Source organism: Planomonospora sp. ID67723 (assembly GCF_015711605.1).
Classification (GTDB): Bacteria; Actinomycetota; Actinomycetes; order Streptosporangiales; family Streptosporangiaceae; genus Planomonospora_A.
Genome location: NZ_JABTEZ010000003.1, coordinates 920,514 through 941,513, shown reverse-complemented (window position 1 = coordinate 941,513; position 21,000 = coordinate 920,514). Strand labels below are relative to the sequence as shown.

General features: G+C 73.5%; 19 protein-coding genes. 10 read left to right on the top strand and 9 right to left on the bottom strand.

The window, feature by feature from the left end; genetic code table 11:
• Positions 1-3: 3 nt before the first annotated feature.
• Positions 4-549 carry a DUF6886 family protein gene (locus HS041_RS25790; RefSeq protein WP_196443370.1) on the bottom strand — a complete coding sequence of 182 codons (546 nt, stop codon included), beginning with the start codon at positions 547-549 and terminating at the stop codon, positions 4-6.
• 71 nt (positions 550-620) lie between these two features.
• On the opposite strand from HS041_RS25790, the gene HS041_RS25785 reads away from it, so the two are divergent.
• On the top strand, positions 621-1,853 hold the full coding sequence (locus tag HS041_RS25785) for a cytochrome P450 (RefSeq protein WP_196443369.1): 1,233 nt from the start codon (positions 621-623) through the stop codon (positions 1,851-1,853).
• 52 nt (positions 1,854-1,905) lie between these two features.
• A complete protein-coding gene (locus HS041_RS25780; protein ID WP_196443368.1) occupies positions 1,906-2,526 on the top strand; it encodes a DUF4291 domain-containing protein in 621 nt (206 codons plus the stop codon).
• 90 nt (positions 2,527-2,616) lie between these two features.
• Here the strand turns inward: HS041_RS25780 and HS041_RS25775 are convergent, their stop codons facing one another.
• Complete coding sequence (locus HS041_RS25775) at positions 2,617-3,639, bottom strand: alpha/beta fold hydrolase (RefSeq protein ID WP_196443367.1); 1,023 nt, start codon at positions 3,637-3,639, stop codon at positions 2,617-2,619.
• The gene (locus tag HS041_RS25770) at positions 3,636-4,109 is read right to left on the bottom strand and encodes an anthrone oxygenase family protein (protein ID WP_196443366.1); all 474 of its coding nucleotides are present in this window, start codon (positions 4,107-4,109) and stop codon (positions 3,636-3,638) included. The genes HS041_RS25775 and HS041_RS25770 overlap by 4 nt, the downstream gene beginning before the upstream one ends.
• Before the next feature lie 299 nt (positions 4,110-4,408).
• Between HS041_RS25770 and HS041_RS25765 the strand changes: the two genes are divergently transcribed.
• Positions 4,409-5,257 carry a hypothetical protein gene (locus HS041_RS25765; RefSeq protein WP_196443365.1) on the top strand — a complete coding sequence of 283 codons (849 nt, stop codon included), beginning with the start codon at positions 4,409-4,411 and terminating at the stop codon, positions 5,255-5,257.
• A gap of 20 nt (positions 5,258-5,277) precedes the next feature.
• On the opposite strand, the gene HS041_RS25760 is transcribed toward HS041_RS25765, so the two are convergent.
• Complete coding sequence (locus HS041_RS25760; protein ID WP_196443364.1) at positions 5,278-5,727, bottom strand: STAS domain-containing protein; 450 nt, start codon at positions 5,725-5,727, stop codon at positions 5,278-5,280.
• A gap of 276 nt (positions 5,728-6,003) precedes the next feature.
• Here HS041_RS25760 and HS041_RS25755 point away from each other — a divergent pair, with 276 nt between their 5' ends.
• The 4 genes from HS041_RS25755 to HS041_RS25740 all read left to right on the top strand — a co-directional run bounded on the left by HS041_RS25755 (position 6,004) and on the right by HS041_RS25740 (position 12,679).
• The gene (locus tag HS041_RS25755) at positions 6,004-9,906 is read left to right on the top strand and encodes a Pls/PosA family non-ribosomal peptide synthetase (protein ID WP_230879603.1); all 3,903 of its coding nucleotides are present in this window, start codon (positions 6,004-6,006) and stop codon (positions 9,904-9,906) included.
• On the top strand, positions 9,903-11,198 hold the full coding sequence (locus HS041_RS25750) for a M1 family metallopeptidase (RefSeq protein WP_307845470.1): 1,296 nt from the start codon (positions 9,903-9,905) through the stop codon (positions 11,196-11,198). The genes HS041_RS25755 and HS041_RS25750 overlap by 4 nt, the downstream gene beginning before the upstream one ends.
• Positions 11,199-11,396: 198 nt before the next feature.
• Entirely contained in the window at positions 11,397-11,861 is a 465-nt protein-coding gene (locus HS041_RS25745; RefSeq protein ID WP_196443362.1) for a ribosomal maturation YjgA family protein, read from the top strand.
• A gap of 8 nt (positions 11,862-11,869) precedes the next feature.
• A complete protein-coding gene (locus tag HS041_RS25740) occupies positions 11,870-12,679 on the top strand; it encodes an Fpg/Nei family DNA glycosylase (RefSeq protein ID WP_196443361.1) in 810 nt (269 codons plus the stop codon).
• A 36-nt stretch (positions 12,680-12,715) separates the two neighbouring features.
• On the opposite strand, the gene HS041_RS25735 is transcribed toward HS041_RS25740, so the two are convergent.
• Positions 12,716-13,582: a dihydrodipicolinate synthase family protein gene (locus HS041_RS25735; protein ID WP_196443360.1), complete on the bottom strand. Its 867-nt coding sequence runs from the start codon at positions 13,580-13,582 to the stop codon at positions 12,716-12,718.
• A 71-nt stretch (positions 13,583-13,653) separates the two neighbouring features.
• Between HS041_RS25735 and HS041_RS25730 the strand changes: the two genes are divergently transcribed.
• A complete protein-coding gene (locus tag HS041_RS25730) occupies positions 13,654-14,604 on the top strand; it encodes a LysR family transcriptional regulator (RefSeq protein ID WP_196443359.1) in 951 nt (316 codons plus the stop codon).
• 42 nt (positions 14,605-14,646) lie between these two features.
• Here the strand turns inward: HS041_RS25730 and HS041_RS25725 are convergent, their stop codons facing one another.
• Both HS041_RS25725 and HS041_RS25720 read right to left on the bottom strand, forming a co-directional pair.
• Positions 14,647-16,020 (bottom strand): FAD-dependent oxidoreductase, encoded by a 1,374-nt coding sequence (locus HS041_RS25725; RefSeq protein ID WP_196443358.1) that lies wholly within the window; start codon positions 16,018-16,020, stop codon positions 14,647-14,649.
• Between the two features lie 58 nt (positions 16,021-16,078).
• Positions 16,079-16,933, bottom strand: coding sequence for a tryptophan 2,3-dioxygenase (locus HS041_RS25720; protein WP_196443357.1), 855 nt, complete (start codon positions 16,931-16,933; stop codon positions 16,079-16,081).
• Between the two features lie 147 nt (positions 16,934-17,080).
• Between HS041_RS25720 and HS041_RS25715 the strand changes: the two genes are divergently transcribed.
• On the top strand, positions 17,081-17,515 hold the full coding sequence (locus tag HS041_RS25715) for an Lrp/AsnC family transcriptional regulator (RefSeq protein ID WP_196443356.1): 435 nt from the start codon (positions 17,081-17,083) through the stop codon (positions 17,513-17,515).
• Between the two features lie 61 nt (positions 17,516-17,576).
• Here the strand turns inward: HS041_RS25715 and HS041_RS25710 are convergent, their stop codons facing one another.
• Together HS041_RS25710 and HS041_RS25705 are read right to left on the bottom strand one after the other, a co-directional pair.
• Positions 17,577-18,776, bottom strand: coding sequence for an alpha/beta hydrolase family protein (locus HS041_RS25710; protein ID WP_230879602.1), 1,200 nt, complete (start codon positions 18,774-18,776; stop codon positions 17,577-17,579).
• Between the two features lie 77 nt (positions 18,777-18,853).
• Positions 18,854-19,540, bottom strand: a complete 687-nt coding sequence (locus HS041_RS25705; protein ID WP_196443355.1) for a GntR family transcriptional regulator — start codon at positions 19,538-19,540, stop codon at positions 18,854-18,856.
• Between the two features lie 91 nt (positions 19,541-19,631).
• On the opposite strand from HS041_RS25705, the gene HS041_RS25700 reads away from it, so the two are divergent.
• Positions 19,632-20,942, top strand: coding sequence for an MFS transporter (locus HS041_RS25700; RefSeq protein ID WP_196443354.1), 1,311 nt, complete (start codon positions 19,632-19,634; stop codon positions 20,940-20,942).
• The last annotated feature ends 58 nt before the right edge of the window (positions 20,943-21,000 follow it).

Here is a 21,000-nt window from a genome sequence, read left to right as displayed (position 1 = left end):
CGGTCAGGCGCTCCCCCGCCGGGGGGCGGCGTTGCGCAGGCGGATGCCGCTCCAGCCCAGGGTGCTGGCGGTCACCGCATCCCAGAACTCCCACAGGTTGTCCAGGAGCCTGAGCTGGATCCCGGCCTCCCGGTGCAGTTCCAGCAGGCTGCCGACCGGTTCCGGCGGGCCGAGGGGTTCGACGGGTCCGGTGGCGACCATCGCGTTCGGGACCGGCTCCCCGAACGGCGCGAACCTCTCCGCGGGCAGGCGGTAGCCGTACAGGCGGACGGTCAGGAACGCCTCCAGCCAGCCGTACTCGATCGCGTGGACCCGCCGGCCGCAGCCGGGGCCGATGATCCGCTCCCGGTCGGCCTCCGTCGTGTCCGGCACGGTCCAGGCCATGGCGCGCGGGCACTGGCGGGGAAACCAGTAGTCGGGGCAGCGATCGGCGTCCACCGCCCACACGTACGCCTCCGGCTGCTGCGCGGTGGGCGCCATGTGCGGGACGAACCGGGTGATCTGCGGATCCTCGGAGAAGTGCAGCACCTGACCGAGCTCGGGTCGCATGATCCTTCTCTACCACCTCGCCGCATCATCCGGATCTTGACACGGATCCGAACAGGTCTCACGATCACGGCATGCCGACTGATGTGGCACAACCCTTCACCCTCCGGTCCGGCGAGTCGTGGCGTGACCCCTTCCCCATGTACGCCGGTCTGCGTGATCACGATCCGGTGCACCACGTCCCCGAGGGGGACTACTGGGTGATGTCGCGCTTCGCCGACGTATGGGCGGCAGCCCTCGACACCGCGGCCTTCTCCTCGGCCCAGGGCCTGACCCACGTCTACGGCGAGCGGGAGCGGCTCGGCGTGGAGGAGGCGGCACCGATGGTGATGCTGGACCCGCCCGAGCACACCGAGTTCCGCAAGCTCGTCAGCGGAGGCTTCACCCCGCGCCGGGTCGTCGAGATCGAGCCGGCCGTTCGCCGGTTCGTGACCGAACGCCTGGACCGCGTCGCCCGCGTCCTGACCCGCGGTCCGGCCCCCGAGGTCGACATCGTCGCCGAGCTGTTCAAGCCGCTGCCCAGCTTCGTGGTCGCGCACTATCTCGGGGTTCCCGAGCCGGACCGGGCCCGGTTCGACGACTGGACCGAGCAGATCGTAGCCGCTGCCGCGGGCGGCGACCCGCAGGCCGTCGCCAAATCGATGAACGATCTGCTGGAATACTTCGCCCACCTGGCCCAGCGGCGCCGCACCGACCCCGGCGACGACACGATCTCCGCGCTCGTCGCGGCCTACGGCGACGACGACCCGATCGGCCTGCTGCGCATCCTCGGTTTCGCCTTCACCATGGTGGCCGGCGGCAACGACACCACCACCGGGCTGCTCGGCGGCGCCTGCGAGCTGCTGACCGCCCATCCCGAGCAGCGCGCGCTGCTGGCGCGCGAGCCCGCGCTCATCCCGGCGGCGGTCGAGGAACTGCTCCGGCTGACCAGCCCGGTCCAGGGGCTGGCCCGGGTCGCCACCCGCGACGTGCGCATGGGCGGCGCCCTGATTCCCGAAGGCCGCAAGGTCCTGCTGCTGTACGCCGCCGCCAACCGCGACCCCCGCGAATTCGGCCCGGACGCCGAACGGTTCGACATCACCCGGCGTCCCGGCCGGATCCTGACCTTCGGCCACGGCGCCCACCACTGCCTCGGCGCGGCCGTCGCCCGGTTGCAGGGTCGGGTCGCCCTGGAGGAGCTGCTGGTCCGTTTCCCGCACTTCACCGTCGATCCCGGGCGCGGTGTCTTCGCCTCGGGACACTACGTCCGCCGCTACCGGTCGCTGCCCTTCACCGCCGGGCCGGGATGCACTCCCGCCCACCGATGAGGAACGGTAATCCCGTTGCCCGGCGGACACCGGTCTCGCCAGACTGAGTTGCGTGAACGCGCCCTACCGACAGATCCGCGCCGCCTACACCGAGGAGTCGATCACCGTCTACCAGGCCTACGACCCGGCCGTCGCCGGACCGGCCGTCGCGGCGCAGCGCTTCGTCCCGCCGTTCAAGCGGGAGCGGATGACCTGGATCAAACCGTCGTTCCTGTGGATGATGTACCGCTGCGGCTGGGCCACCAAGCCCGGCCAGACCCGGGTCCTGGCCATCGAGATCACCCGCGAGGGCTTCGAATGGGCTCTGGCGCACTCGTGCCCCAGCCACCACGGCCGCGACGCCGGTCCCGCCGATCGCGCCTCCTGGGCGGAGCGGCTGCGGCGGAGCCCGGTGCGCGTCCAGTGGGACCCCGAGCGCAATCTCGGCCTGAACGCCCTGCCGCACCGGTCGATCCAGATCGGCCTGTCCGGCGAGGCCGTGCGCCGCTACGTCGGCGACTGGACCGTCTCGATCACCGACATCACCGATCGCGTCCACGACATCCACGCCGCCGTCCGGAGCGGCGACCGGGCGGCGGCCCTCCTCCCGGAGGAACGTCCGTACCCGCTGCCGCCGGAGCTCGCGGATGCCGTCGGCGCCCGGGCGGCGCGAGAGCGGGCGGCGACGCCGTAGGTCCGGCTCGCACGCCCCGCCCGCTCCGCGGCAGTGGACCGGCGACACCGGTACGGCCTGCCCGGACGCCGGGCCCGACGGGGCAGGCGCTCATTCACCCGGCGCGTGCCGCCGGAGGAACGCTCTCGCCGCGGCCTGCGCCTCGCCCGCCTCCGGGCCGAGCCAGAAGCCCAGGTGGTCGCCGTGCTCCATCCAGTGGTGTGCCGCGCCGGGTATCCGCTCGGCTGCGAACTTCCCGTGGTCGAACGGCACGTCGCCGTCCTGCGTTCCATGGACCAGCAGGGTCGGAGCCGCAACCCGCTCCAGAGGCGGACCACCGCGCCGGGCCTGCGCCGCGTCGTTGTCGGTGCCCGCCCAGCGTTGCTGGTAGGGGAACGTCGTGCTGAACATCGCTTCGAAGAACTCACGCACGTGCGATGTGTTCATGATGTACGAGACGCGTTCGGCGCGCTGCTTCTCGGTGAAGGTGCTGGTCTCGTTCAGGGTTCCCGCGACGATGGTCTCGAACGAGACCTCCGCCGTCAGCAGGGCGAGTTTCTGGCCGACGGTGTTCAGGAACGTTCTGCGCAGCGACGAGCCCGCCTCGGAGGACCGCGGCATGCTCACTCCGCCGATGGAGACCAGACCCCAGACCCGATCCGGATGGCGTGCGGCGAAGGCGTAGCCCACCGGACTCCCGGCTGAGACCGCGAGGACTCCCACCCGGTCGATGCCGAGTTCGTCCAGCAGCGCGGCGAGCAGGTCGGCCTGTTCCTCGCTGGTCCGGCCGCTCTCCAGCGGGGTTCCGAGGTAGCCCGGCCGTGAGGGGCTCAGGATGCGGAACCCGTCCTTCTGCAGCCAGCCGGCGAACAGCCGCCCCTGGTCGGCTCCGCCGAGTCCGGCGTGGACCGACAGCAGCACGGGGCCTTCCGTGCCGTACAGGTCGTACTCGACCGGGCCGTGCCGCGTCACGGCCGTCCGCAGATCGAGCCGGACACCGGGGAGGAGCTCCCTGCGCGGATCGGTGTCGATACCGCCGTCCCACAGGAGAAGCCCAGCGACTCCCGCCGCCGGCAACCCGATCAGGACGGCGAGCACCGCAACGACGACCTTGATGATTCTTCGCTTCTTCATCGGACGGCGGGCCGGCCGGAAACGGCGATGACGATCATCAATGTGAAGGCGGCCAGTGCGGCCAGGGTGCGCACGGTGTGGAAGAGCTCCCACCGCTGCAGGATCTCCGTGTGGCCGGCCGGGACGGTCGTGGCGGCCCATCGCCGGATGTGGGCGTGCAGGGGGACGTTGCCGAACACCGTCACCAGCAGCGAGGTCACCGCCAGGGCGCCCGCCCCGGCCGCCAACCGCCGCGGCAGGCCGCGGGCCACCACGGCCAGCGCGAAGGAGGACAGGATCGCCAGCGCCATCGCGCTCTGCATGACCGGTTCGTTGACCTTCATCATCGCGGTGTGGAAGGTCAGGCGCACGTCCAGCGGGACGGCTCCGAAGGTGGGGACCACGTTGGCGGCGCCGTACCCGAAGGCTCCCGCGAGCAGCCCGGTGGCCAGCAGCGCGGCCCCGTGGATGTATCCGGCTGAGGTTCTCATGGCCGCAATCGTCGCCCGGCCGCCGAGTCCGGGTCGTCCGCCCGGGGAGGACTTCCGCTCCTACGGCACCGGGATGAGGAGGCACCGCTCATACGGCACCGGGAGTAGGCCCGCGATACGGCAGACCCGCGCGAAGAGGTCGGGCTGCCCGCCGAGCCGGTCCGGCTGCCGTGGCAGCACGGGGGATGACGGGTCCGCGCCTCCCGGCCGCGGATCTGCTTCCGCCGGTTAATTCGGTTGCCCGGCCGGAGCCCGGTTGGTCACCCTGATGACATGAACGTGCCCTGTCTGCAGAGCCCGTGACGGTTCCGAACCGGCCGTTCCGCTGGGATCTGGTCCGTCACGACCGGCTCGGCGGCCTCCTGGAGGGCCGTCCCGAGCACGACCCGCCCTACCTGCCCGAACTGATCGAGTGCGCCGCCAAGGTCCTGGCCCGCAGCGCCAACGGGGACCTGCACTTCGTCGGCCGCTCCGCCGACAGCCTCCACGACCTCCTCGCCGGGGCCCTGGCCCGGACCTCGCACCGGGACCGGCTCCACCTGCTCCCGTTCTCCCACCGGTTCGAGGAGCCCCTCCAGCCCGCCGAGATCCGGCAGTTGCGGGTCAACCTCGAAGGGCTGGGCGTCACCCCGTACGGCCTGGCCCGCCGTCGGCGCCCGGTCGTCTTCGCCGACCTGGTGTACGGCGGGGCCACCTTCACCCATCTGTACGGGCTCCTGCGCGACTGGATCGGCGACGAGCGCGAGAGCTGGGAGGTCATCCGCCTCAAGCTGCGCTTCCTCGGCATCACCTCACGTGAGAAGACCGGCCCCCACACCCGGCGCTGGTGGCAGGAGGCCTCCTGGACCGGCGATCTGCCCCGCAGGTCCGTGGTCGGCGTGTCCGTGGAGCCCTGGGTCTGGAGCTACCTCGGCAACGAGCAGCACAAGATCACGCCGTCGTTCCGGCGCGCCCTGTGGTCCGATGAGGCCGTCTCCGTACCCCGCCGCGACGAGAAAGCCCTGCGTGCGCTCGCCCAGGCCGTCACGCTCGTGGATCGCGGCCGCGGCCGGGAGGTGCGGGAGGCGCTCGCCCGCCGGGTCGCGGCGGAGCCCGCCTTCGCGGAGCCCTGGCTGCGTTCCCTGGCCCTGGAGCTGCGCAGGGGTTGAGCTTTCCTGCTGCGGCCGGCTCAGGCCCCGTCCAGCCCGAACACCTCGGCGAGCTCCAGCTGCACGCACGAGCGCACGAGCCGCGGGGCCAGTCCGGTGAGTCTGAGGTGTCCCGAGACGGTGGCCAGCCGCCAGCGGATTCCGAGGAGCAGCGTCCACCCGGCGCCGTCGCAAGAGCCGAGCGCGCTGGCGTCGAGCACGAGGAAACGGTGGCCCTGGTCGACCAGTTCGGTCAGGGCGCGTCCGAGGATGTAGGCGGTCGACATCGTCAGGTCCCCGACGAGGGTGACGACGATGCGGTCCGTTGCGGGGCCGATCAGAAGCTCCAGGCCGGCGGCGGCCGGCGGCAGGGCGGTGACGGTGCCCGGTGCGGGGAGGGCTGCCGGTTGCCCGGGGGGCGGGAAGGCGGGGTCGAGCGTCGGCGGCAGATCGGTGGCGAGCCCGGCATCCGGCAAGATGACACTTCTCATGAATGACCAACTTCCTCGGACGGGCGGCAGGCGCGAACTCCACCGCACTGGTGAGGGGTCGTCAGGCTGGTTACCCCGAAATGATGCTATATCACCCTAAGTAGCATCTCAGTTACCATAAGGTGCATATATAGGGAGATATGTCACGCGCGATGCAGGAATAGCACCAGTCCCGGCAGTCGTTGACATACGGAGCTAAGGAGTGGCATCCCAGGGCGGCCCGGACCGCGCGCGTAGTCTGACGGGAGTCACGGTCACGCGACTGGGAGAGATTCTTTGCGCCCTAACGATCCCGGTATCCGGCATGCGCCGCGTCAGGCGGTCTTCCCCGGAGGGGAGGCTCCCGCCGGGAGGACGCTGATCGACATCCTCGACCGCACCGTCAGGCTCCACCCGCACGAGGCCGCGCTCGATGACGGGCGGACCCGCCTCGACTACCTCGGCCTGCGCGCCGAGGTGGACCGGCTCGCCGGTGAGCTGCGGGAGGCCGGGATCGGCCGCGGCGACCGGGTGGGGGTGCGGGTGCCGTCGGGCACGACCGGCCTGTACGTCGCGATCCTGGCCGTGCTCGCCGTCGGCGCGGCCTATGTCCCGGTGGACGCCGACGACCCCGACGAGCGAGCCGAGCTGGTCTTCTCCGAGGCGGGGGTGTCGGCGGCCGTCGTCGAGGGCGAGAAGGTCATCGTCCTCGACTCCTGGGACCGCCTGCCGGAGGGCACGAGGGGTCCCGGGACCGACGGCCCGGCCGCGACTCCTGCCCTCCCCTCCGCACTGCCGGCGTCCGGGGCCGTACGGCCCGGCCCGGACGACGACGCGTGGATCATCTTCACCTCGGGGTCGACCGGCAAGCCCAAGGGCGTCGCGGTCACCCACCGCAGCGCGGCGGCGTTCGTGGACGCCGAGGCCCGGCTGTTCCTCCAGGACGAGCCGATCGGCCCCGGCGACCGGGTCCTGGCCGGGCTCTCCGTGGCCTTCGACGCCTCCTGCGAGGAGATGTGGCTGGCCTGGCGGCACGGCGCGTGCCTGGTCGCCGCGCCCCGGTCGCTGGTGCGCACCGGCATGGACCTCGGCCCGTGGCTGACCGAGATGGGCATCACGGTCGTCTCCACGGTCCCGACCCTGGCGGCGCTGTGGCCGACGGAGAGCCTCGACGACGTCCGGCTGCTGATCTTCGGTGGCGAGGCCTGCCCGCCCGAGCTGGCCGAGCGGCTGGCCGTGCCCGGGCGGGAGGTGTGGAACACCTACGGCCCGACCGAGGCGACGGTGGTCGCCTGCGCCGCCCCGCTGACCGGGGAGGGACCGGTCCGCATCGGGCTGCCGCTGGACGGCTGGGACCTGGCGGTCGTGGACCCCGCCGGGGAGCCGGTCGCCATGGGCGAGAGCGGTGAGCTGGTCATCGGCGGAGTCGGCCTGGCCCGCTACCTCGACCCGGACAAGGACGCGGAGAAGTACGCCCCGCTTCCGTCCCTCGGCTGGGAGCGGGCCTACCGCAGCGGTGACCTGGTCCGGGCCGAGCCCGAGGGGCTGGTCTTCGGCGGGCGGGCGGACGAGCAGGTCAAGCTCGGCGGGCGCCGGATCGAGCTGGGCGAGGTGGATGCGGCCCTGCAGGCGCTGCCCGGAGTGAGCGGGGCGGCCGCGGCGGTCCGCACGACCGGCGGCGGACACCAGCTCCTCGTCGGCTACGTCGTGCCGGGAGAGGGGTTCGACCAGGAGGAGGCCAGGGACCGGCTGCGGGACGCGCTGCCCGCCGCGCTGGTGCCGCGGCTCGCCGTCGTGGACGACCTGCCGACCCGCACCTCCGGCAAGATCGACCGCGACGCCCTCCCCTGGCCGCTGACCGGCGCCGGGGACGGTCCCGGAGCGGACGCCGGCGTCGATCTCTGGGTGGCGGAGCGCTGGCGGGACGTCCTCGGCGTGACCGAGGGGGACTTCTTCGCCGAGGGCGGCACCAGCCTGGCCGCGGCCCGGCTGGTCTCGGCCCTGAGGGCGCGGTACCCGGCGGTCACCGCCGGAGACCTCTACGAGCACCCGACGCTCGGTGCGCTCGCCGCGCGCCTGTCCGCGCTGGAGGCCCCGCAGATCGTGACCGCCGGCCGGGTCGTCGCGCCCGTGCCGCGCCGCACCGCGATCGCGCAGGTCGTGCTCACCGTGGTCCTGCTCACCGCAGGCGGGATGCGCTGGCTGGTCGGCCTGGCCGCGTTCAACAACCTCGCCGGCCTGCCGTGGGCGCCGGCCGTACCGTGGTGGCAGGTCCTGCTGGGCGGCCTGGTGTTCGTCACCCCCGCCGGGCGGATCGCGCTGGCCGCGGGGAGCGCCCGGCTGCTGCTGCGCGGCCTGGAGCCCGGCACCTACCCCCGGGGCGGCGCCGTCCACCTGCGTCTCTGGTTCGCCGAGCAGCTCGCCGAGCGGCTGGGCGTGGCCGAGGTCTCCAGCGCCCCCTGGCTCACCCACTACGCCCGCGCACTCGGCGCGACGGTCGGCGCCGACGCGGACCTGCACTCCCCTCCGCCGATCACCGGCATGCTGAAGCTCGGCAGGAACGCGGCGGTCGAGCCCGAGACCGACCTGAGCGGGTACTGGATCGACGGCGACCGGGTGCACGTCGGCGAGATCAGGATCGGAGCGGGCGCCGTGGTCGGCGCCCGCTCCACGCTCTTCCCCGGAGCGCGGGTCGGGAAGAACGCCCAGATCCTCCCCGGCTCGGCGGTGGCCGGCCCGGTGCCGGCCGGAGAGCGCTGGGCGGGCGTGCCCGCGGTGCGGACGGGCAAGGCGCGCCGGTCCTCCGCCCCCCGTCCGCCGCGCTCCCGGCTCTGGGCGGCGGTCTACGGGCTCACCGCGCTGACGCTCGGCCTCGTCCCGATCGCCGCCGCCGCCCCCGGACTGCTCCTGCTGACCCGCGGCACCCTCGCCGACGCCCTGTACCGCGTGCCGCTCGCCACCGTGGCCTCGATGGCGGTTTTCGCGCTGACCGTCGTGGTCGTGGTCCGGCTGCTGGCCGTGGGCCTGCGCGCCGGGCTGCACCCGGTGCACAGCCGCCAGGCCTGGCAGGCGTGGACCACGGGCCGGCTGATGGCGATGGCCCGGGTCTGGCTCTTCCCGCTGTACGCGAGCGCGGCCACCCCCGCCTGGCTGCGTGCCCTGGGCATGAAGGTCGGCCGGGACGTGGAGCTCTCCACCGTGCTGGCGCTGCCCTCGATGACCTCGGTCGGGGACGGCGCGTTCCTCGCCGACGACACCATGGTCGCGCCGTACGAGCTGGACGGCGGGCGTTTCCGGGTGGACCGCGTGCGGATCGGCAAGCGCGCCTTCCTCGGCAACTCGGGGATGACCGCGCCCGGCCGGAAGGTGCCCAGGGACGGGCTGGTCGCGGTGTTGTCGGCCGCGCCGAAGAAGGCCAAGGCGGGCTCGTCCTATCTGGGCATGCCCCCGGTCGAGCTGCGCCGCACCGCCGAGGACGGCGACCGCAGCCGCACCTACGACCCGCCGGTGCGGCTGAAGGCGGCCCGCGCCGCCGTCGAACTCTGCCGGCTCGTCCCGGCGATGGCCACGGTCGCGCTCGCCGTACTCGTGGTCGCCGCCCTGGAGTGGCTCCTGCGGGAGTACGGCGTCGCGGTCACGGCGCTGCTGACCGGCGTCGTGGCGGCCGGGGCGGGCGTGCTCGCCGCGGCGGTCGCCACCGCCGCCAAGTGGCTGATCGTCGGCCGGATCTCCGCGGGCGACCGGCCGCTGTGGAGCTCGTTCGTGTGGCGCAACGAGCTGGCCGACAACTTCGTGGAGCTGCTGGCCGCACCGTGGTTCGCCCACGCGTGGCTGGGCACGGCCCCGCTCAACCTCTGGCTGCGCTCGATGGGCGCGCGGATCGGCCGGGGGGTGTGGTGCGAGACCTACTGGCTGCCCGAGATCGACCTGGTCGCCCTGGGCGACGGCGCGACCGTGAACCGGGGGTGCGTCCTGCAGACGCACCTGTTCCACGACCGGGTCATGAGCATCGATACTGTCGTCCTGCGGAACGGCGCGACGCTCGGCCCGCACGGGGTGGTCCTGCCCGCGGCGACGGTGGGGGAGAACACCACGGTCGGGCCGGCGTCCCTGGTGATGCGCGGCGAGTCCGTGCCGCCGGGAACGCGCTGGTTCGGCAACCCGATCGCAGCATGGACGGCGCACCCGCAGAGGACGTGAGCAGAGTTCTGAGCACCACCCACCACCGCCCCTACTTCCCCTCGCACGGCGAGGACGGCTACCGGGTCGGCCACTACGACCTGTCCCTGGACTACCGGATCGGCGCCGACCGGCTCGACGCCGTCGCCCGCCTGTCAGCGCAGGCCGTCCGGCCGCTGGAGCACCTCTGCCTGGACCTCGGCGCCTTCCGGGTCGGCAAGGTGCTGGTCGACGGCCGTACGGCCCGCTTCACCCACCGCGGGGGCAAGCTGCGCGTCGCGCAGGCGCGGCTGCGGCCGGGGCCGTTCACCGTCGAGGTCCGCTACGCGGGCAGCCCCCGGCCGGTCTCCAGCCACTGGGGCGGTCTCGGCTGGGAGCAGCTCGCCGACGGTGTGATCGTGGCCGGCCAGCCGATCGGGGCCCCGTCGTGGTTCCCCTGCAACGACCGGCCGGACGACAAGGCCTCCTACCGGATCGAGGTCACCACGGCCTCGCCGTACACGGTGGTCGCCAACGGGGAGCTGGTGGAGCGGCGGGATGCCGCGGCGGCCACGACCTGGGTGTACGAGCAGGCCGAACCCATGGCGCCGTACCTGGCGAGCGTGCAGATCGGCCGCTACCGGCGGACGGAGCTCGGACCCCGCATGCAGGCGTTCCACCCGCCCGCGCTCGCCCGCCGGGTACGCAACGACTTCGGGCGGCAGGACCGCATGATGACGGCCTTCACCGAGCGGTTCGGGCCGTACCCGTTCGGCTCCTACACCGTGGTGGTGACCGAGGACGAGCTGGAGATCCCGGTCGAGGCGCAGGGGATGTCGATCTTCGGTGCCAACCACGTGGACGGGGCGCGCGGCGAGGAGCGGCTGGTCGCCCACGAGCTGGCGCACCAGTGGTTCGGCAACAGCCTGACGGTGGCCGACTGGCGTGACATCTGGCTGCACGAGGGATTCGCGGCCTACGCGGAGTGGATATGGTCGGAGGTGTCCGGCGGCTCGTCCGCCGCCCAGCACGCGGCCCACTGGCACCGCCGCCTGGCCGCCCTCCCCCAGGACTTCGTGCTGGCCGACCCCGGGGCGCGCAACCTGTTCGACGACCGCGTCTACAAGCGCGGCGCCCTCACCCTGCACGCGCTCCGCACCACTCTCGGAGACCTGGCCTTCTTCGCGCTGCTGCGCGCCTGGACGAGCGAGAACCGGCACGGCTCGGTCACCACGGAGATGTTCCTCGACCTCGCCCGGGAGTACGCCCCGAGGTCGTCCGAGACGTTCTTCACCTCCTGGCTGTACGGTTCCCGCCTGCCTCCCCTGCCCTGATCTCCGGCCGAAGAGCCACAATTGATCGGATGACTGCTATAACGGTCTCCGATCAACGGAGGTACGGCATGCGCGTCGCGTTGCACACCCGGGTCCGGCCGGGCGGGGAGTCGGAGGCGGCGGCAGGGGCCTGCCGGTGGTGTGGCGGCTGCCCTGACCGGCGTGCCGGCCGGGACCGGCGGTCGTTATCGTGGAGCGGTGCCTCCCGCCCTCCGCACCCGCCTGCCCGCCGCCCTGGTCGCCGTCGTCACCGTCGCCGCCGGCCTGACCCTGCGCGCGGTCGCCGACGGCTGGTTCGCCAAGTACGGCGGCGATGCCCTCTACACCGTGCTCGTGTACACGCTGGTGGTGCTCGTGCGGCCCGGCGTCGCCCCGGTCCGGGCCGCGGCCGGGGCGGTGGCGCTCAGCTGGGCGGTGGAGCTGGCCCAGCTCACGCCGGTGCCCGCCGCGTTGTCGGAGGCGAGCGTGCTGGCCAGGCTGGTGCTCGGCAGCACGTTCGGCGCGATGGACCTGGTCGCCTACGCCGCCGGGGCCGCCCTGGCCGCGGCCGCGCACGCACTCGTCCGCCGTGAGCCCGCCGCTCCCCCTGCGGGCGGGCGGGCCGGAGCCGCCGGGCTGCCCGGAGCCGCCCAGAAGACCGCACGAGCCGAGAAGGCCGGATAACCTGCACCATGCCCGAAGGACACACCATCCACCGCCTGGCCGCCGAGCACCGGCGGCTGTTCTGCGGCCACACCGTGCGCGCCGAGAGCCCCCAGGGAAGGTTCGCCGCCGGAGCCCTGCGGATCGACGGGCGGGTGCTCCGGGAGGCCGACGCGCACGGCAAGCACCTGCTGCTCGGCTTCGACGACGACCGGTGGCTCCACGTCCACCTCGGCATCTACGGCAAGTACGCCTTCGCCCAGGTCCCGGTCCTCCCACCCGTCGGCGAGGTGCGGCTGCGCCTGACCGGCGCCCGCCACTACGCCGACCTGCGCGGCCCCAACACCTGCGAGCTGCTGGAGCCCGCCGAGGTCAAGGCCCTGCACGCCCGGCTCGGGCCCGACCCGCTGCGCCCGGACGCCGACCCGGACCTGGCCTGGCGGCGGATCGCCCGCAGCCGCACGTCCGTCGGGGCCCTGCTGATGGACCAGTCGGTGGTCGCGGGGGTGGGCAACATCTACCGGGCCGAGGTGCTCTTCCGCCAGGGCGTCGCCCCGGCCACGCCCGGCCGGGAGCTGACCCGCGAGCGGTGGGAGGCGATCTGGGCCGACCTGGTGCTCCTCATGGCCGACGGCGTGCGGGCGGGCAGGATCGACACGGTACGGCCCGAGCACACGCCCGAGGCGATGGGCCGCCCGCCCCGGATCGACGACCACGGCGGCGAGGTCTACGTCTACCGCCGTTCGGGCATGCCCTGCCTGGTCTGCGAGACCGAGGTCCGCACCGAGGCGCTCGTCGGCCGCAACCTGTTCTGGTGCCCCGGCTGCCAGGCCGTCTGACCCGCCCGGCCCGCCGCGGTCACGGCGGCCGCGCGGTCACAGCAGCCGCAGCGCCGCCTCGACCGACTCCCGCCGGGCGGGGACGAGCGGGAGCCGTACCGAGGCGGTGGGGATCCGGCCCTGGGCGTGCAGCACTCCCTTCAGGACGGTCGGGTTGGGCTCGGTGAACAGGCTCGACGACATGGCCGACAGGCGGTGGCCGAGGGCGCGGGCGCGGGTGACGTCCCCGGCCGCCCAGGCCTCGGCCAGCTCGGCGAACCGGGCGGTGGCGAGGTGCGCCGAGGCGAGGATGCCGCCGGATCCGCCCAGGGCGAGCACGGCGGAGAAGAACGGGTCGTCCCCGGCGAGGACCGCGAAGCCCTCGGGGAGGTCGGCCAGCAGCGCGACGGTGTCGGCGTCGACGCCGCCGACCGCGTGCTTTACCCCCGCCACCATGGGCAGCTCGCCGATCTCGCGCAGCGTGGCGGCGCCGACGGACTGCCCGGTCCGGTAGGGGACGTTGTAGACGATCAGCGGCACCGGGCTCTGCCCGGCCAGCGCGGTGAAGTGGGCGAGCACCCCCGCCTCCGACGGGCGGACGAACGAGGGGACGGTGACCAGGGCGGCGTCCGCGACGTCCTTGAGGGCGTGCAACGCCTCGGCCGAGCCGCGCGTGTCGCTCGACCCGGCCCCGACGATCAGCGTCGCCCCGTGCTCCCGGCAGGCCCGCGCGCAGATCCCGACGACCGCCCGGCGCTCCTCCTCGGCGAGCATGGCGGCCTCGGCGGTGGTGCCGAGGGCGACCAGCCCGGCCGCTCCGCCGTCGAGTACGGCGCGCGCCAGGCCGTCGAGCGCGCCGGCGGCGACCTCGCCGTCCTCGGCGAAGGGGGTGATCAGGGGGACGTACACACCGGAGAGGTTCATGCCCCGAGCCTGACCGCCACTGACCGTGCAGGTCCAGTTCGCGTTTCTTCTCAGACTATTAAGCTGAACTGATGCTCGACGTGCGAAGGCTCCGCCTGCTCCGCGAACTCTCCTACCGCGGCACGATCGCCGCGGTGGCCGAGGCTCTGACGTTCACCCCCTCGGCGGTCTCCCAGCAGCTCGCCGCCCTGGAACGGGAGGCCGGAGTGGCGCTGCTGGAGCGCACCGGCCGCCGGGTCGCGCTCACCCCGGCGGGGATCGCGCTGGTCGGCCACGCCGAGGCCGTACTGGAGCGGCTGGAGCAGGCCGCGGCCGAGCTGGCGGTCGCCCGGACCGGCCTGACCGGGACCGTCCGGATCGGCGCCTTCCCCACGGCGACCCGCGCCCTCCTGCCCGCGGCCCTGGCCGCCCTGGCCAGGGAGCATCCGGCCCTGGAGCCGATGGTCGACGAGATCGACCCCGCCGAGGTCGCTCCCCGCCTGCGCGCCGGCGACCTGGACGTGGCGCTGGTCCACGAGTACGACTTCGTCCCCACCGAACCCGACCTCGCCCTGGACTCCATCCCTCTCCTCGAAGAGCCCATGTACCTGGTGACGTCCCGCGCCGCCGCCTCCGTTCCCCCGGACGGGCCGGAGGCGGCCGCCTCGGCGCGCACCGCGCTCCTGCCGTGGCGCGACGCCGCGTGGATCGCGTCCACCCCGGGCACGCTCTGCCACGCGATGACCGTCCGGGCCTGCCAGGCCGCCGGGTTCGCCCCCCGGATCCGGCACCACATCGACGACTTCGCCACGGTCCTGGCGATGGTCGCGATCGGCCAGGGGGCGGCGCTGGTGCCGGAGCTCGGCGCGGAGGATCCGCCCGAGGGCGTCCGGCTCACCGCGTTGCCCATGCGCCGCCGTACCCGGATCGCCTTCCGGCGCGGCGCCGCCGCCCGTCCCGCGATCACCGCCCTGACCGCCGCCCTGCGCTCCGGCCTGTGTTCGGGCGTCAGCCCCGGCGCGCCCGGCAGGCCGCGGCCTTGACCTTCGGAGCCCTTGACCTTCGGAGCCCTTGGGCCCCTGGAGTCAACGGCCGCCCAGCAGGGAACGTGCTCCCAGCACCGCGCCCGCCGCGGCCGCAGCGCCCAGGACCCCCGCGGTGACGGCCCACCGCCGCTGGCGGGCGACGCGGCGCTCGACCTCGGCGTAGGGGACGGTGCTGAAGGAGACCAGCTCGTAGCGGGAGACGTAGCGGCCGGGCAGGACGCGTTCCAGGGTGTGCTCGACGCGTTTGCGGGCCAGGAAGGCGCGGGAGGCGACCTTGTCGCGCATCTCCACGAAGTTGTCCAGGGCCAGACGGGCGATGGTGTCGGTGTTGGCCTTGCGGCGGGCCTCGTACAGGGCCAGGGCCGCCGCGTAGTCGTCGCCGGTCTCCGACAGGCAGCGGTCCAGCTCGACGCAGTCCTCGAAGCCGCAGTTGGCTCCCTGGCCGTAGAAGGGGACGATCGCGTGCGCGGCGTCGCCGATCAGCCCGACCGAGGCGGCCCGGCCGAGGACCGTCCAGGGAGAGCAGCGGACGGTGACCAGGTGGCCGACCGGGTTGAGGGCGTATCCGGCGGCCAGGTCCGGGATGAGGCCGCGGGTGTCGGGATAGTGCTCGGCGAAGGCCCGCTCCACCTTCGCGGGAGTGTCCAGCTCGGCGAGTTCCCGTTCCGGCCAGAACAGCGTGCAGGTGAAGGAACGGTCCGGGTTGGGCAGGGCGATCATCATGGACCGGCCGCGCGGCCAGATGTGCAGCGCCCCGGGGTCGAGGGCGAAGTCGCCGTCCTTCGCCGGAATGGTGAGCTCCTTGTAGCCGTAGTCCAGATACTCCTGGTGCAGGTCGAACCCCGGCCTGACCTGGAGCCTGGCCCGGACCGCGCTGCCCGCGCCGTCGGCGCCGAGGATCACCGGCGAGACGGCGGCGACCGGTCCGCCGGGGGTGTCGAACTCCATCCGGCCGGTCTCGGGGTCCAGGCCGGTGAGCCGGTGCCGGAAGCGGAGCCGCACTCCGGGGAAGGCGTCCGCGGCCTCCAGCAGTGTGCGGTTCAGCGCGGACCGGCTGATGGAGTTGATCGCCCGGCGGCCGTCGGCGCTGTAGGGCTGGAAGCCGAGCGTGCCGTCGGGGGCGTGCATCATCCGGCCGGACATCGGCAGGGCCGCCTTGAGCACGGTCTCGTCCAGGCCGACCCGGCGCAGGGCGTCGAGGCCGCGTTCGGAGATCGCCAGGTTGATCGAGCGGTTCCGCCCGCCGCCCGCCTCGCGGGGGTCGGGCCGCCGCTCGTAGAGCGTCACCGCATGGCCGCGCCGGGCCAGGAAGCAGGCCAGCAGGCAGCCGACCAGGCCGGCGCCGACGACGGCCACCTCGGGGGGATCGTCGGCGGCGCGTCCGCGAGGGGGGCCGCTGGGGGGATCGTCCACACTGTCACCTCACAGTCGTCTCGCATGAACGTGCTGTGCGGAGCTCGCGGCGGTCACCTCACATGAGCGTGCGGGCCGTCCAGAGCTCGGGGAAGATCTCGCGCCGCATGCTCCGCTCCAGCCAGGTCAGTCCGCTGGACCCGCCGGAGCCCGGCTTGGCGCCCATCGAGCGGCGCACCGCCATCAGGTGCCGGTAACGCCAGTCGGAGAACTGCTCGGCCAGGTCGGTGAGCGCCTCGGCCAGCGGGGCGAGCGGCCCGCCGTACACCTCGGCCCAGACCGCCTCCACCTCGGGGCTGGGCTGGTAGTCGGCCGAGAAGTCCCGCACGACCGCCTCTCGGGGGACCGCGTAACCGGCGCGGGAGAGGAAGGCCAGCACCGAGTCGTAGAGGCTCGGGCGGACCAGTGCCTCCAGCAGCTCCGCGTACGCCTCGGGGTTGCGGCGGTGCGGGCGGATGAGCGCCTCGGACTTGTTGCCGAGCAGGAACTCGACGTGGCGGTAGAGCGCCGACTGGAAGCCCGACGCCTCGCCGAGTGCGTCGCGGAACTGGTTGAACTGCCCCGGGGTGAGCCAGCTGAGCGAGGCCCACGCGGCGTTGAGCGCCTCGAAGTGGCGGACCGTGCGCTTGATCGTCGCGGTCGCGGCGGTGGCGTCGTCGTCGTCCAGTTGACGCTGGGCGAGCTGCCACTCCGAGCGGAGCAGGCCGAAGTAGAGCTCCATCACCTGGGTGGTGACCAGGAACGCGAGCTCCTCGGGGGCGTCGGTGACGGTGTGCTGGAGCCGGTGCAGGGTCGCGGTGCCGACGTAGTCGTCGTACGGCGTGGCGGAGTCGAACCCGAGCGTGGGCAGGCCCTCGTTGGCCCTGGCCCGTTCGGCCCGGTCCTGCTCGGTGCGCTGCTGGATGCCGTTCACTGGGTTTTTCCTCCTCGTACGTTTCTCTCTTCCATGGTGGTCCGAATCAGAGAATCCGGAAATAATGCAGGAAAGGTGATTTTGCGGATGACCTTCGGATCGGAAAGCACCGGGGGTGTCCGGCTTACGGGATGACGGAGTGTGACGATGGACGCGATGGACTGGGCACTCCTGGCTGAGCTGCAGGCCGACGCGCGGTTGTCCTACAGCGAGCTCTCCCGGCGGGTGCACCTGTCGGCCCCGGCGGTGGCCGAGCGGGTGCGGCGGCTGGAGGAGTCGGGGGTGATCATCGGCTACCACGCGCGGGTGGACCCGGCGCTGGCCGGGCGCGGCGTGGCGGCGCTGATCAGGATGTCGTGCTACGGGCCGCGGTGCGTGCTCCGCGACGAGCGGGCGCTGGCCTGGCCGGAGATCCTGGAGGTGCACCGGGTGACCGGGGAGACCTGCTGCCTGCTGCGGGTGGCGACGGCATCGATGACCGCGTTCGAGGAGCTGATCGACAGGCTGGCGCCGTACGGGCACCCGTCGAGCATGATGGTGCTCTCCAGCCCTGTTCCCTGGAGACCGCTCACCTCCGCCTGAGGTCCGGCGGGACGGGGCGGGGACGCGTCCGCTCCCCGCCCGCAGCCCGTACGGCCCCGGGTCAGCGGCCGTGTCCGGCGATCACTGCGGCGATCACTGCGGCGATCTCCGTGGCGGTCGCGCGCCAGATCGGCGAGGCGGGGTCGATGACGTCGAAGTGGTCGCCGGCCATCTCCAGGTACGTCACGTCGTCGCCCGCTTCCCGGGCGGCACGCGCGTAGCGGCGGCCCAGGTCCACCAGGTCCAAGTCGTCGCCGTCGCCCTGCACGACGAGCTGGGGCACCCCGAGGGGGAGGCGCTCCATCGGGCTGGAGCGGGCGTAGACGTCGGGCGCCTCGGCGACCGACCCGCCGAGCGCCGCCGCGACCGCGCCCGAGCTGAGGTGCCTGCGGTCGCCCTCGGCCAGGTCGAGCACCCCGGCGAGGGAGACCGCCAGGGTGACCCGCCGGTCGTCGGCCGCCGCGCGGAGCGCGAGCTGCCCGCCCGCCGAGTGGCCGATCAGCACGACCGGGCCCCGGGCGCCCCTCGCGGCCAGTGCGACCCCCGCCGCCACGTCCCCGGTCGTCGCCGCCCAGCCGTGCAGGTCGGGGCGGCGGTACTCGAGGTTCCACGACGCGAAGCCGCGCGCCGCCAGGTCGGCGCAGAGCGCGTCCATCAGGTCCGCGCCCCAGACCGACCGCCAGTAACCGCCGTGCAGCAGCACCGCCGTCGGAGCCGCCGCGGGATCCGGGCCCGTCTCCGGGCTCGTCTCCGGGTTCGCCGCCGGATCCGCCCGGGGTCCCGGCGGGAGCCGTACCTCCGCCCACTGGTCGGGGTGGGCGCCGTAGGCGACCCTGCGGGCCGGTCGGCGGCGCCGGTGCACGGCGTGCCGGATCGCCCAGGCCAGCCCCCAGACTCCCCGGCCGTGCAGGTGGGTGGAGTGCACGGTCTCCCCGGTCTCCCCGGAGGCCCCCCGGCGCCCGGGGAAGGTCCCGGCCGGGACGGGATCGGCCCTGGTGAGGTCGAGCCAGACGGCGCCGGGATGGGCGGGGATGAGCGCTCTGATCCCGGGGTCCGGGCCGGGCAGGACGACCAGGACGTCGGAGGAGGCCGCGCCGCCCGCCAGGGCGTCCTGCACCGCGGCCGGCCCGGAGGCGGGCGAGAGGGTCCCGCGGACGCCGAGCGCGGCGAACTCCCTGTCGGCGACCTCGGCGAGCAGCCGGGGATCGGCGACCAGGCCGGGGCCGGTGATCACGCGGACGTGCAGGACAGCCGAGGTCATCCGATCATTGTGACCCACCCCGGCCGTGACCACGGGCGGGGCGCGTGCGCCCGCCGCGGCGGGCGTCGGGGGGAGGGCTACGGGTGGGGCGTGTAGGCCCGCACGAGGAGCCTCTCGGCGTCGTCGAGGTAATCCTCCAGCGCACGCTCGGCCTCCGCGACCCGACCGGCCTCCATCAGCTCCAGCAGCTCCAGGTTCCGGGCCACGAACGGCTCGTGGAACGCCCGCGGGTTCTCCATCACGTGGAACACCAGCCGCAGCTCGGCCAGGAGCTGGCGCATGGTCTCGTCCAGCCGGGGGCTGCCGTTGAGGGTGACCAGGGTCTGGTGGAAGCGGATGTTCGCGGTGCCCACGTCCTGCCAGCGGTCCTCCCGGGCGGCTCGGAGCGCGTCGGCGACGGTCTCCCGTATCGCGGCGAACGCCTCGGGCGCGGCGCGCGGGCTGTTGCGTACGGCGGCGCCCTCGATCACCCGCCGGACCCGGTAGACGTCGGCCACGTCCTCGGCCGAGAGCACGCGGACGAACACCCCGCGGTTGAGCCGGTGCTCCAGCAGGCGCTCGTGGCCGAGCAGCCGGAAGGCCTCGCGAAGGGTGTTGCGGGAGACGCCGAGGGCCGCGCCGATGGCCTCCTCCGACAGGCGCTGACCCGGCGCGAAGAGCCCCTCGGCGATCCGGTCCCGCAGGATGTCGGCGACCCGCTCCGCGGTGCTGCTGCGTCCCAGGCGGCCGCGGTCGTGTTCGAGGGCGGCGACGGCGTTGTCCACGGCCCAAGAGAATCATGGAACAAAGTTCTTGTCGAATTGTTGAACAATACTTATGTTGAAGTTCAATCCCCTTCACAAAGGAGCGAATGCGATGGCGAGCTCCCAGGCCAGGCGGGTCATCGTGGCCGGCCTGATCGGCACCTCACTGGAGTGGTACGACTTCTTCCTGTACGGCACGGCCGCCGCTCTGGTCTTCAACAAGCTCTTCTTCCCGACCTTCGAGCCTCTGACCGGAACGCTGCTGGCGCTCCTCACCTACTCCGTGGGGTTCGTCGCCAGGCCCCTGGGCGGCGTCGTGTTCGGCCACTTCGGCGACCGCGTCGGCCGCAAGAACGTGCTGGTGGCGACCCTGCTGCTGATGGGGGCCGCGACCTTCCTCATCGGCCTGCTGCCCGGCTACGCGACGATCGGCGTCGCCGCTCCCCTGCTGCTGACCGCCCTGCGCTTCGTGCAGGGCCTGGGCCTGGGCGGCGAGTGGGGCGGGGCCGTGCTCATGTCCATCGAGCACGGTGACCCGGCACGGCGCGGCTTCAACGCGAGCTGGCCCCAGGTCGGCGTGCCGGCCGGCAACCTGCTGGCGGCGGGCGTGCTCGGCGTGATGTCCGCGGCCCTGCCGGACGAGGCGTTCCTGTCGTGGGGCTGGCGGGTCCCGTTCCTGCTCTCGGGCGTGCTGGTGGTCGTCGGCCTGTGGATCCGGCTGCGGATCGTGGAGTCACCGCTCTTCGCCGAGGTCGAGCAGGCCGGCAGGAAAGCGAGGATGCCGCTGCTGGAGGTGATCCGCACCCACCCCCGGGCGCTGGCATCGGCGTTCCTCGCGCGCATCGGCGTGGACGTCGCCTTCTACACGTTCGTCACCTACAGCCTCTCCTACGTCAGCGACACGCTCGGGCTGGACCGCGGCATCGCGCTCAACGCGGTGCTGATCGGCTCGGCCGTGCAGCTCTTCCTCATCCCGCTGTTCGGCGCGCTCTCGGACCGGGTGGGCAGAAGGCCGGTCTACCTGGCGGGCGTGGTCACGGCGGCGATCTGGGTGTTCGCCTTCTTCCCGCTGCTGGACACGGGGTCCTTCCCGGTGATCGCGCTGGCCTCGATCGTGGCGCTGGCCTGCCACGCCGCGATGTACGGCCCGCAGGCGGCGTTCATCGCCGAGCTGTTCAGCACCCGGCTGCGCTACAGCGGCGCCTCGATGGGCTATCAGGTCGCGGGCATCTTCGGCGGCGCGCTGGCCCCGATCGTCGCCCTGCGGCTGTTCGAGGGCTTCGGCACCACCCTGGCCGTCTCCCTGTACGTGGTGGCGGCGCTGGCCGTCACCGCCGTCGGCCTGCTCCTGGCACCGGAGACCCGTGACGCCGACCTCGGCGACCGGGGAACGTCCGCGGGGGCCGTTCCCCGCACCGCCTGAGTCCTCGTCACGGAAGGAGGCTGTGCGGGTGGCGGGGACGGCCGTCCCCGCCACCCGC

Coding starts and splice junctions, on each gene's coding strand:
- HS041_RS25740 (WP_196443361.1), top strand. CDS start 11,870: ATGCCCGAAGGACACACCATCCACCGCCTGGCCGCCGAGCACCGGCGG.
- HS041_RS25785 (WP_196443369.1), top strand. CDS start 621: ATGCCGACTGATGTGGCACAACCCTTCACCCTCCGGTCCGGCGAGTCG.
- HS041_RS25700 (WP_196443354.1), top strand. CDS start 19,632: ATGGCGAGCTCCCAGGCCAGGCGGGTCATCGTGGCCGGCCTGATCGGC.
- HS041_RS25760 (WP_196443364.1), bottom strand. CDS start 5,727: ATGAGAAGTGTCATCTTGCCGGATGCCGGGCTCGCCACCGATCTGCCG.
- HS041_RS25715 (WP_196443356.1), top strand. CDS start 17,081: ATGGACGCGATGGACTGGGCACTCCTGGCTGAGCTGCAGGCCGACGCG.
- HS041_RS25735 (WP_196443360.1), bottom strand. CDS start 13,582: ATGAACCTCTCCGGTGTGTACGTCCCCCTGATCACCCCCTTCGCCGAG.
- HS041_RS25775 (WP_196443367.1), bottom strand. CDS start 3,639: ATGAAGAAGCGAAGAATCATCAAGGTCGTCGTTGCGGTGCTCGCCGTC.
- HS041_RS25770 (WP_196443366.1), bottom strand. CDS start 4,109: ATGAGAACCTCAGCCGGATACATCCACGGGGCCGCGCTGCTGGCCACC.
- HS041_RS25730 (WP_196443359.1), top strand. CDS start 13,654: ATGCTCGACGTGCGAAGGCTCCGCCTGCTCCGCGAACTCTCCTACCGC.
- HS041_RS25710 (WP_230879602.1), bottom strand. CDS start 18,776: ATGACCTCGGCTGTCCTGCACGTCCGCGTGATCACCGGCCCCGGCCTG.
- HS041_RS25790 (WP_196443370.1), bottom strand. CDS start 549: ATGCGACCCGAGCTCGGTCAGGTGCTGCACTTCTCCGAGGATCCGCAG.